At 53.4% G+C, this 11,420-nt stretch carries 6 protein-coding genes; 5 read left to right on the top strand and 1 reads right to left on the bottom strand.

Going from position 1 to position 11,420, the window contains the following annotated elements; genetic code table 11:
- The first annotated feature begins 142 nt into the window (after positions 1–142).
- The 5 genes from eccCa (at position 143) to QZR18_RS01520 (ending at position 10,856) form a co-directional block, all read left to right on the top strand.
- The gene (gene eccCa / locus QZR18_RS01540) at positions 143–4,120 is read left to right on the top strand and encodes a type VII secretion protein EccCa (protein ID WP_178703609.1); all 3,978 of its coding nucleotides are present in this window, start codon (positions 143–145) and stop codon (positions 4,118–4,120) included.
- 162 nt (positions 4,121–4,282) lie between these two features.
- Positions 4,283–4,621 carry a hypothetical protein gene (locus tag QZR18_RS01535; RefSeq protein WP_178703606.1) on the top strand — a complete coding sequence of 113 codons (339 nt, stop codon included), beginning with the start codon at positions 4,283–4,285 and terminating at the stop codon, positions 4,619–4,621.
- The gene (locus QZR18_RS01530; protein ID WP_178703604.1) at positions 4,618–7,461 is read left to right on the top strand and encodes a hypothetical protein; all 2,844 of its coding nucleotides are present in this window, start codon (positions 4,618–4,620) and stop codon (positions 7,459–7,461) included. Before QZR18_RS01535 ends, QZR18_RS01530 begins: the two co-directional genes overlap by 4 nt.
- A gap of 166 nt (positions 7,462–7,627) precedes the next feature.
- Positions 7,628–7,975 (top strand): hypothetical protein, encoded by a 348-nt coding sequence (locus QZR18_RS01525; protein ID WP_178703601.1) that lies wholly within the window; start codon positions 7,628–7,630, stop codon positions 7,973–7,975.
- A gap of 1 nt (position 7,976) precedes the next feature.
- The gene (locus QZR18_RS01520; RefSeq protein ID WP_178703598.1) at positions 7,977–10,856 is read left to right on the top strand and encodes a hypothetical protein; all 2,880 of its coding nucleotides are present in this window, start codon (positions 7,977–7,979) and stop codon (positions 10,854–10,856) included.
- Between the two features lie 153 nt (positions 10,857–11,009).
- Here the strand turns inward: QZR18_RS01520 and QZR18_RS01515 are convergent, their stop codons facing one another.
- On the bottom strand, positions 11,010–11,300 hold the full coding sequence (locus QZR18_RS01515; RefSeq protein WP_178703595.1) for a YciI family protein: 291 nt from the start codon (positions 11,298–11,300) through the stop codon (positions 11,010–11,012).
- Positions 11,301–11,420 lie beyond the last annotated feature (120 nt).

Genomic DNA, 11,420 nt, shown 5'->3' with positions numbered 1-11,420 from the left:
TGAGGTTCTTTCACCGATTCTGTTCAAAAGTCATCATTCAGACTACCCGACCAGATCAGTGCCATGCCACGACTGCTCGTGCTACAAGCTAGGATACATACAGAAATGAAGGAAAACGGGAGATTGCACTCCAGGAGACTGTATGGCCGTCAATGAAACGGAAGCCCCCGAGCTCCCCAGCGGTGAAATCGCTGTAGAAAAGCCACCCAGCCAGGTTGAAGCCGGCGGTATGGGTTCGATCCTTGCTACCGCGATCCCCATGATGGGCTCCATGGGTGTCATGGTCATCATGGCGCTGACTCAGGGGCAGAACACGCGAATGCTTCTGATGGCGGGCGGCATGGTCTTCATGATGCTCTCCATGGTTGGTTTCAATATCTACCGCCAGGTCTCGCAGTACCGTAATAAGGTCAACTCCCAGCGTCGCGAATACCTCTCCTATCTGTCAGAGACTCGAACCAGCGTGCGTAACATTGCCGCGAAGCAGCGAATCTTCATGCAGTGGTACTTGCCTGAGCCGGACTCGCTGGTGCTTTTAGCCGAAGAAGGCTCGCGCCTGTGGGAACGAGAAGTGGGCGACGATACTTCTGTCTCCACTCGAATCGGAACATCTGACCAGGAACTGGCCATGCGCTTGGTCGAACCCGATATTCCCCAGATGGCGAACCCCGATGTCGTCTGCCATTCGGCGATGCGCCGTTTCTTAGATGTCCACAAGACCGTTGAAGACCTTCCTTTCAGCCTGGACTTGGGTCAGTTCTCTCACGTCGAGGTCGCCGGTGATGGCGAGCGCGCTCGCGGAGAAGTCCGCTCGATGATCTGCCACCTTGCGGTTATGACGCCGGATTCGGCCCTGAAGATCGCGGTATTGACGACTCCCGAAAACCTCCCGAACTGGGAGTGGATGAAGTGGCTGCCTCATATCCGTTCCGCAGAGGTCACTGACGCTCTGGGTGGTGCGCGAATGGTGTGCACCAGCTACGCCGAGCTCGAGGATCTCTTGGGTGAGGAAATGACGACCCGAGGCCACTTCCAGCCTCGAAATGACGCAAGCCCCTGGCCGCATTTGATCGTGATTACCGACGGTGCCGAGCTTCCTCCCGATTCGCACCTGGGCTCTATCGAGGGCTGTGCGGGCGTGACGATCATGAAGGTCCTGACCTCGTGGGGTATGTTCATGAACCCCACCGGTGTTCGTCTGCTTCTTCATCCCGCAAACGATGAGCACACCCCCATGGAAGTTCTGCTTCTTGAGGCAAAGCCAGTGCTCGCCAACGCCGACTACATGGGAATTCCTCAGGCCGAGGCCGTGGCCCGTCGCCTCACTCGCTTCCTGACTGCCGGTGGCAGGGACGCGGCAACTCCCGTCGGCAAGCCCGATCCGAAGCGTTCTCAAGATCTTATGGAACTGCTCAATATCGGCGATATTCGTGACTTCGATGCGGAACGGCAGTGGAAGCGCCGCAATGGACGTGATCGTCTGCGCGTTCCCTTCGCTGTCACCCCCGAGGGTATTCCGGTCGTTTTGGACATTAAGGAAGCCGCCCAGCAGGGCATGGGTCCGCACGGCCTGCTGATCGGTGCTACCGGTTCCGGTAAGTCCGAGGTGCTGCGTACCTTGGTGCTTGCACTTGCGCTCACGCACTCTCCCGAGCAGCTGAACTTCGTTCTGGTTGACTTCAAGGGCGGTGCGACCTTCGCAGGTATGTCAGACCTCCCTCACGTCTCTGCGATGATTTCAAACCTGGAGTCGGAGCTGTCTCTGGTTGACCGTATGGAAGATGCCCTTCACGGTGAAATGGTTCGCCGTCAAGAGATCCTGCGTGATGCCGGTAACTATGCAAATGTCACGGATTATGAAGCGGATCGTTTGGCTGGAAAACATGACTACCCAGTCCTTCCGGCGCTCTTCATCATCCTTGACGAGTTCTCCGAACTTCTGACCGCCAAGCCCGACTTTGGCGAGCTATTCGTGGCAATTGGTCGTCTGGGCCGATCCTTGTCAATCCACATTCTGCTGTCTTCACAGCGATTGGAATCCGGCAAGCTCAAGGGCTTGGATTCGCACCTGTCCTACCGCATTGGTCTGAAGACCTTCTCCGCCTCTGAATCTCGAGAAGTCCTGGGCGTGACGGACGCCTACGACCTTCCTCCCTACCCGGGTTCGGGCTTCCTCCAGCCGGGTACCGACCAGCTGATCCGCTTCCGCGCCTCCTACGTCGCAGCCCCGCCGCCGCCTCGTAGTGTGCTTCCCAGTTCGGGTTCCGAGGCCTCGCAGATCCGACTGCTTCCCTTCTCTTTGGGAGAGGTCTTGGACAATACTCCCGAGGAAGAGGCAATTCCCGAGGGCGGCTTGGTTGCACCCGGCGATGAGCGCTGGGAGGGCATGACCGAGATTGATATTGCGGTCGCCCGCATGAAGGGCAAGGGTATGCCTGCCCACCAGGTGTGGCTGCCGCCTTTGGATGTTCCCGACACCATGGATTCGCTCATGCCCGACTTGGCTGTGGATCCCGAGCTTGGCTTCATCTCGCACGAATGGCGTGCGAAGGGACCGCTGCATATCCCCATGGGTATCGTCGACCTCCCACACGAACAACGACGCGAGGTTTTGGAATACGACTTCGCCGGTGCCGGTGGTCACATGTCGATTTTGGGCGGTCCGCTCTCCGGTAAGTCCACGGCATTGCGCTCGATTGTCATGGCCCTGTCCCTGACCCATACTCCGAAGGAAGTCCAGTTCTTCGTCATCGATTTCTCGGGTACTTTTGCCGCTTTCGAGGGGGCCGCTCACGTTGCGGGTGTTGCCTCTCGAGAGGATGAGGACATCTTGAACCGTATGGTGTCTGAAATCGAAGGCATCATTGAGGACCGAGCTGCCTACTTCCGTGCGAACCGTATCGACTCCATGGCGACCTATCGCCGAGGTCGCGCTCAGGGACGTTTTGACGATGGTTACGGCGATATCTTCCTTGTTGTCGACGGCTGGGGAACATTGCGAAGCGATTTCTCGGACGCAGAAGACCGTATCCGTCTGATGGCCGAACGCGCGCTGTCTTTCGGTGTTCACTTCATTGCCACGGCACTGCGCAAGATGGACTTCCGTATCCAGATGCAGGACATCTTCGGCTCTCGCATGGAGCTGCGTATGGGTGATCCTTCGGATTCTGAGTTCCGCCGCGAGATCGGTAGTAAGGTCCCCGAGGGGCGTCCGGGACGCGGTTTGTCTATGACCGGTCACCACATGCTGGTTGCCCTCCCGCGTACTGATGGCGATCATGATCCGGCAACGATCGGTGAGGGCGTCGAAAAGACGCTTGTGCGCATTGCTTCTGCGACCGAACCTGGCCCGCGTCTGCGTTTGCTCCCCGAAAAGATCACCGTTTCTCAGATCGAGGCAACTCACGGCAAACAGCAGAAGATTGTTCTTGGTTTGGAAGAACGCCGCTTGAGCCCGTGGACTTTCGATCCGGAAAACGAATCACACATGTATGTCTACGGTGACGCGAAGTGTGGAAAGACCGCGTTCTTGCGCAACTTGGGCAACCAGGTGCTGGCAAAGCCAGGTTCGCGTCGCGCCATGCTGGTTGTCGTTGATGTGCGACGCTCCCTGCTGGGCGAGTGGGATGAATCGGATATGCCGATGTACATCACCAACCGTGATGAAATCCAGGGAAGCATGGAGGCAGTTGCCGAACAGCTGCGTATGCGCCTTCCGGGACCGGACGTGACCCCCGAGCAGTTGCGTAAGCGTAACTGGTGGAAGGGAGCCGAGGCCTGGGTTCTCGTTGATGACTATGACCTGATTTCCACCGGTGGTTTGAGCGGTTCACCTTTGGCTCCGCTTCAGCCTCTGTTGTCGCAGGCTCAAGATATTGGTTTCCACTTGGTGATTACTCGCCGTATGGGTGGTGCTTCGCGTGCGTCCTACGAGCAGATTTTGCAATCCCTGTCTGAGCTGTCGGCAACCGGCATCATGATGTCGGGTAATCCTTCCGAGGGCATGGTCATTGGCCGTGAGCGTCCGCGCATTCTTCCCAAGGGGCGAGGCCTGGTTGTCTCGCGTGATCAAGGAACCTTCTTGGCGCAGATGGCATGGTCCGAATCGCGGGTGAAGTAGACGCTGGTCGTTTATTCGGGCCGCATCGAGTCTTGAAGCGTGAAACTCTCAGGGAGCTCGATGTTTGAGATGGTAATTTGTCGTCTGATAAGTTCCCTGACCAGGCTAGGTTCGTGCGTATCGCCTACTGGTATTGCCGGTCATAACGGAAAGAATTGAACTGTGGCAGATAAGATCACTTTCGATCGCAACGCGATGGGGATCATCGAGAAAAAACAGTGGCAGGACGCTGAGTCACTCGGACGAATTGGGGCGTCAACCAAACGTATCTCAGCCGACCAAGTCGCAGAGCCTCTTCCTGCTCCCGGAGGTCCTGGTCCGCAGGATTTGATCTCTGCAGTGAAGGACTTCAATGAGGCGATGTCCATGGTCATCTATGAGTATTCAGATGCTGCATCGAACTTAGGATCGGCAACAGCTGGTGCGTCGGCGAACTTTGATGACACTGAGGGTTACAACCGTGAACGTGCGGCTCAGCTGGGAGTGGAGTGGAATAAATGAGTGCTGATCTTCGACCTGGCGCGGACGCCCTTAAGTCGCCCGAGCCTGTTGCTGGAGCATCCGAAGTTGCTTCGCATTGGAAAGCTATCGGTTCGGCGATCGGCCAGACTCAGGCCGCTCAGCATTCCTCGGTTCCTGCTGAATCGTGGACGGGAGTAGCCGCGGATGCGGCATCGGCTGAAATTCAGGCATTGGGTGGGAAGCTTTCGGATCTTTCTGGCAAATTTGCTGCTCCTGCAAGTGCGCTCACTACTTGGGAAGAACGTAATAGCCAGGGGATCAAAACCGTCGAGGGTCTTCAAACTCAGTGGGATGAAGCGATTGCTGCCTACAAGAAGACAATGGCCGAAATCGATACCCGTGTTGCGGCGGATAAGAAATATAATCCGGATTCGGATCGCAAAGCTGCCGAGAGTACTTTGGCCTCTGCTCAGACGCCTCTGAAGAAGTCTTACGACAAAGAGATCCACGATCTCAGTGCAGCTGCGAGTACCGCTGCAAGTCAAATACGAGGGACGTCGGCCGGCATCATTTCGCCAGAGGCCGTGAAGGGTGGTCGTACCGCAGTCGGAGTTGAACTTTTCGGTTCGGATATGCCCATTGCTGACGGTGCTGCCGAGTGGGACTATGCCCGAGATGTCGCTCCTGAAATGCTGAAGGATATTGAGAAAGCGGCAAACTCAAAAGAGTACCTGACTGAAGAGCAAGTAAAGGAACTTCAGAAAAAATGGGGTAAGGATCTTCAAAACCCATTCTGTGTTCAGGCGATGTCAGACGTATATCGTGAAAAGCACAGTGGTAAGGGCGAGTTCTCTGAAGTGCTCAATAAGCTTGTCGTTAATACTTCGGGTGATCCCTACAAGTACCCTGCTGACTCGGAGATAGCGACGCGAAATTCGCTGATAAAAGATATCGGAACCGCAATGGTTCTTTCGACTGGCGGCGTGAACGCTTCTGACTCTGAGAGCATTCAACGTAGTGAGACCTACGCTCAGATGAGAGACCATCTGTTTGGACAAGATGGTAAAACAACTATCTCCAATATGGAGAAGGCAAACATCAAGAGCTTCGAAGCGACGGGCGAGCAGGAATTTCCTCGAAACCCATCTAGTAGTGGTCCCACGATGCAGGGATATCAGATTTTTGCTCAAGCAACGACTTATGCCGGAGCTAAAAACCCTGATCTGGCATTTGGGCAAGCAATCTACGAAGGCGGAGATAAATCCTTCGCTTCAAAACTTGTTCAATACGATTACGAGTATGAAGCGGGACTCAAATGGGAAACCGGTTCCCAAGGGTACATGAATTTGCTCCACTACAGGGATGCTGATGAGGCTGCGTTCATACAGTTAGGGGACCCGCTTCAATCGCTGTATGTGTTGTCGGATACTCCGGATAGCTTGCAGTATTCGAGTTTCGCTTCAGAGCATCATGCGCTTGCTAAAGCCGAGCAGGGGCGTTTAAGCGCATTACGTGGTTTCTTGACTCAAGATACGCCGTTTGAGGTGGATGGAGACTGGGACCATGATGGCAAGGACCGCTCAGAAAAAATTCCTATGGTCCGCTATCTGACAGGAAGCCGCAATTATGGCGATAGCGGGTATGAGGGCTTCATTGATCATGGCGACGCATTTGGCACGATGATCGAAGACGCTACCCACCCATTGAGCGATGCTGAGAAGGGGCTTCTGGGTGACGACTGGAAGAAAGCGTCGAATCAACAGGCGAGTGTTGTCGGCAACTTTACTGCGGGATATCAAGACGGTCTTGATGGTGACCATGGTAAGAAAGATGGAGCCCAGAGTCACTTTGGTTCAGCGAATTCGATGCTTCGTTCACACGCCGGCATGATCCTTGGAAACTGGGCAGAGAGCCTGGCCGCGATGGACGGTGATGACGCTGGAGCTGTCGGAGGAAATGCACATGATTCCGTCGGTGAAGCTCGCATGAGTTCAGGGGCCACTCAGGCGCGTTTTACCCTCTCGCCGAAGCTGCGTGATGCGCTTTATGGCAAGGATGGGCTGTTTGCGGATCTTGCTTTTGATAATCCGAAACAATTGGGGGGAAAGGATACCCCTGATAACCCGTTTGACGATACTTTTGAAGGTGGGCGTCCCCCTGCGCTGAGTGCTATTGAAGCTGGCGCATATGCGGGTTATAAGCATGATCTCGGCCAAGCCATGGCTTCTGATTATCACGTTAACCCCAACGATACGACGCCAGGCCCATCTTGGAGTGACGGTGTTAGTGGCCAAGTGAAGAAGTGGGGTGGGCTCTTCCAGCATATTGAGTCTGCGATTTCGGATCAGTCGGTTGCTGAGCACAAGGCTATTGCCGACAGAAATAATCTGATTCGTCAAGGGATTGATGCCGTCGCTTCCACGGTCTCTTTTGATGGGCTTCCAGGCGGTAAGATTGTGGATTCCTTAGCCTCCTCCGCGTTTGAAGAGGGGAAGAATAAGGTGCTTGACTCTATCCTGCCCACTGATTTTTCTGACGAAGACTTTTCAAACAGGATTAATCACAAGTATGCTGCAACCCAGAAGGTCTCAGATACGCTGGTCACTACCTTCACAGACCGTGATGAATGGCCAAATTCGGATGATAAGTCTAAGAAGGAACTGGTCGCTGAATTCTTGAAGGAAGAGGCATCGCACTCAGATCCCGTTAAAGCAGACAAAGATGGTGACCTTCCCTCGTACAACACGATGGATGAAGCCCAACGAGGCCGTTTGAGGGACTTCTTAAAGGAACGTACCTATTTGAAGGATTCACTTGATGAGGCTGGCGATTCGACTTGGTCTGCCTTTACAAAGCAAGAGCAGGGTCGCCACAAATAATCTTCAGGTCAGTACTTCGCTGATTCAAGCAACAGGGTGTTGGATGCAAGGATTCTCGCATCCAACGCCCTTTTAGTATCTAGTAAGGTTGAAATGTTATCCTTTAGCGGTAACGTACGACCGATGGTGATCCGCGCTTCGCGTGCTCGAGCATTGAGAGGTTCAAATGACGGAAATTAGCTATGATCGCTATGCGTTAGGCATTGTGATGAAAGATCAGTGGACCGATGGTGACGACCTCGCACAGGTCGGTGTTGCTGTAGGTAAGCTAAATATGGTGGGTATAGCCTACGATCTTCCTTCCGGTGATAATAGCGGGGTAGCAGCGTTGCGTGAGGCGCTGAATCACTTTCGCGACTATATGAGTGTGGCAGTGTTGGAGTATTCCGACGCTTGTTCAGAATTAGGATCTGGCGTCGCAGAAGTCTCACAAAATATGGATAGCACAGAAACGTACAATCGAGATAAGGCTCGTGCTGCAGCCACTCGTCTAGGTGTTGGGGAGTATCTCTGATATGGCTGATGTAAGACGTGGGGCGGAAGCCCTCCCACAGGTCCCTCTTGTTGAGATGTCCGCAGAGGCAGTCGCTACTGATATCAGTCGGCAAGGAACCGCAATTGCTAACACACAAGTGGCTCAGAACAGATCCTTGCCTCCTGAAGAATGGACTGGTGCGGCAGCAGATGCAGCTTCAGCGGAGATTCAGAGCTTGGGTGACAAGACCGTCACGTTATCTCAAGCTTTCTCCCCTGCTGCGACGGCTCTTAACACGTGGGCTGAGGATGTGCGCTCTGCGTGTTCTGACATAACCAAGCTCCAAGAAGAATGGAATGCTGCAGTCGCAGAATATAATGACGTTGAGGCGGAATCAGCCTCTACCACAGGAACACATGGTAGCGGTTCAGTTTCTCATCCCGACGGTAATCTTGCTGTGGCCGGGTCAATTTTGTCCAGCAAGCAAACGCGCATTTTGGAGCGGTACACAAAGCGCGTTAATGATTTAGACGACCGCGCCGATGCTGCTGCAAAGGCGATTGATGGTACGCGCCGGACTATTGTCTCTGATGAAGCCGGTTCAAAGGGGCGCAATGCGATCGGGGTTGAACTTTTCGGTGCAGACACACCTATTCTGAGTGGCGCTGCGCAGTGGGCTCACGCCCAAGAGATTGCTCCAGAGATTGCGGATGCTCTCACGAAAGAGCCTCTTACGGTCGAAGATATTGCCGCTTTTAACGATAAATACGGCGGTTATCTTCAGAATCCTTTCTATGTGGCAGCGATCGCGCAGCATGTGAATATGGATGACCTCTACGCAACGGTGGTGAGAGCGGGAGACGTTAGCTACCAGAATCCTGGTTCTGAGGATGCGCTTTACCGCTTCAATCAAAATTTGGGTGCTTTCATGGCTATGTCTACAGGTGGAAGTAATCTTTCTGCTGACATGGTAGGAAATCAGCATGCGTTTGATGTAATCAAAGAGGGGCTAGTCGGGAAAGACGGTGCCCGAATTGACGGGATTGTTCAGGCAAAGCTCGCTGATATGAAAGCTACTGGCCGAAACGAATATCAAATTAATGACGTTAACTCTGCTACAAGCTGGTATAAGCTTCAAGGATATGACATTCTGGGCCAGCTCATGGGGTACGCGGGGCGTGAGAACCCATCATTGACTCTAGGCCCAGGTTTCTATCATGATCCGCTCGATCCTGAAGGCCGCGATTATCCGATTGATCCAGAAACTCGCAGGCAGCTAGGGCTTGCACCGCTTGACCCTAACGATCCGCATGTTAGATCAGTATTTGAGGATATGGTCGATTGGGATTACAACACTGCGGGACATGCACGTGCGGACTCGTATGCACAAACTTCTTATTTCCACTCGCTTGTCCCGCGAGGAACTTACTCTGAAGACCAACGGAGTTTCGATGCCCTTCAAGGTGTAATTGAATTATCTGATACTCCTGATTATTTGGAATCGAATGATGACACGGTTCTTCATCAGGCTGAAGAAACTCGCTTGCAAGCTCTTCGACGCGCTTTGGATTCAAATACCGAGTTCGGCACTAAGATGAATACCACTCGTTACTTAACTGGTTCGCGTGCTGGTTCTGATGCTGCCGTCTACTATGACGGCGGTGAAGCGTTGGGGAATATGATCAATGACGCTTCGAAGATCAACGAAGCTGCAATGGTTTCTCCATCTCCAGATGACTATGAAGGGGGGAAGAGTAATCCTGCATGGATCAAGCAACAGAAACTTTTTGAAGCGTGGCAGGCTGACGATGTACGACGTGCAAAGATCGCTCAGAATTTCATGTTGGGTTACCAGGATGGTCTCGACCAAGGCGCCCTCACCGAGAGTAATGGCGAGGATGAGTTCGGAAGAAATAACCCGAACATGCGCTCGTGGGTAGGGAATATTGCAACGCAGCGTATTGTCGATTTCGCAGAGCTTGCTAACGAATATGCGGGCGAAGGCACGGTTGGAACAAATAACACTGCCGGGCTAACTGGGCATGCGAGAATCGATCTTGGGCGCGAGGATCTGCAAAAAATGTTCGGTAAATCAGGGCTGTTTACTGATCTTATGTTTGATAAACCTGAGCCCGTTAGTGGGAAAGACACCCCAACTATCGAAGACGATGTCTACAGCGGACGTCCGCCAGCGATGTTGGCGTTGAATGCCGCCGCATGGGCTTATTACAAACCTCAGCTTGATTACTGGGTCAATCAGCCTGTGGGAGATCAGTGGATGGCCGATGTCTTTTCAAACACGCAAGGATGGCAAACTCTGATTAGCGTTCTGGATCAGGCTCCGACGAACGCAGGTTTCAGAGAAGATGACTATGTCGTCCAACGGAACCAGATGATTCGCGGGGCTGTTGACTATGCTTTGAGTTATGCGCCTTCAACGAAACTTCCAAGTGCTATCACTGATTACGCGAAAGACGGCCTGCTCGATCACTTCTTACCGACAGATATGGATAGCAAGCAGGCGACGGCGTTACTTGAGCAACATATGCAGACTGGTCAGAAATTCCAAGATGCGCTTGCTGCAGCGTATATCAAGCGAGATGAGTGGCCAAGCAGCGTTGGGCTATCGAAAGAATACTTAATGGATGACTTTCTTCGTAATAGAGGAGCGCAAGTTAACCTTCCGGCATCGCAGTACTTGACATTACCCGCATATGATGATATGACGGAAGAGCAGCGTCGAGAGTTCGCGGACTACCTGAAAGAGCAAGTTTCTGTAGATGGAAACGGGAATGTGATTAAAGCGAGTGGTTCTAAAGATGATCCAGGGGTTCCGAGGACAAACCTCGCAACCTTGCAAAATGCTCTTGATTCTGCGCAGCAACGTATTAATACCAAACTTTCGGGTGCGGGAAAGTGAGTGCTTCTCAAGATTGGGGCCTTTGAGGTAAAAGTACGGGTGGGGGCCGTTGGTGATAGCCAATGGCCCCCACAAACATCTACTTAACGACGTGCTGAATTCTCCGTCTTCGAACAATCTACCGCTGCATCGACCGTTATGAGTCTATTGGTTTTAGCCCTCCGCCGGGATGCTCCCAATCACCGGGTTCCACTCGCGGGGGATACGCTCAGCAATGAAACCTGCCTGATTAAACGGGTCGGCTTCCAGTAGCTCCAAAGCTCCCGCGGCATCTTCGGCGCGCACAATGATCAACGCGTCATGAGTGCCGGTGTAGGGGCCCGCCGCGATCAGATGACCCTGAGCTGCAAGCTCACAGTTAAAGGCGCGGTGCGTGGGGCGCACCTCTGCCATTTCCTCATCACGGTCAGTGACGTAGTGGTACTCGACAGTGAAAACCTTCATTTTTCCTCCTTGAATAGGACAACATCTTCACGATATACCGGCACCCAGCCTCAGGCACATTCGAAGGGGAGCAAAAGAGAAGGCGAGCGGGAAACAAAAAGAGGCGCGGAGCTGGGCTCC

It is taken from the genome of uncultured Actinomyces sp. (assembly GCA_900541895.1).
In the GTDB taxonomy this organism is placed as follows: domain Bacteria; phylum Actinomycetota; class Actinomycetes; order Actinomycetales; family Actinomycetaceae; genus Pauljensenia.
This window is presented reverse-complemented; position numbering and strand designations above follow the sequence as displayed.

Excerpts from the sequence above, each read along its gene's own strand:
- eccCa (WP_178703609.1), top strand. The coding sequence starts at position 143 with ATGGCCGTCAATGAAACGGAAGCCCCCGAGCTCCCCAGCGGTGAAATC.
- QZR18_RS01515 (WP_178703595.1), bottom strand. The coding sequence starts at position 11,300 with ATGAAGGTTTTCACTGTCGAGTACCACTACGTCACTGACCGTGATGAG.
- QZR18_RS01525 (WP_178703601.1), top strand. The coding sequence starts at position 7,628 with ATGACGGAAATTAGCTATGATCGCTATGCGTTAGGCATTGTGATGAAA.
- QZR18_RS01520 (WP_178703598.1), top strand. The coding sequence starts at position 7,977 with ATGGCTGATGTAAGACGTGGGGCGGAAGCCCTCCCACAGGTCCCTCTT.
- QZR18_RS01530 (WP_178703604.1), top strand. The coding sequence starts at position 4,618 with ATGAGTGCTGATCTTCGACCTGGCGCGGACGCCCTTAAGTCGCCCGAG.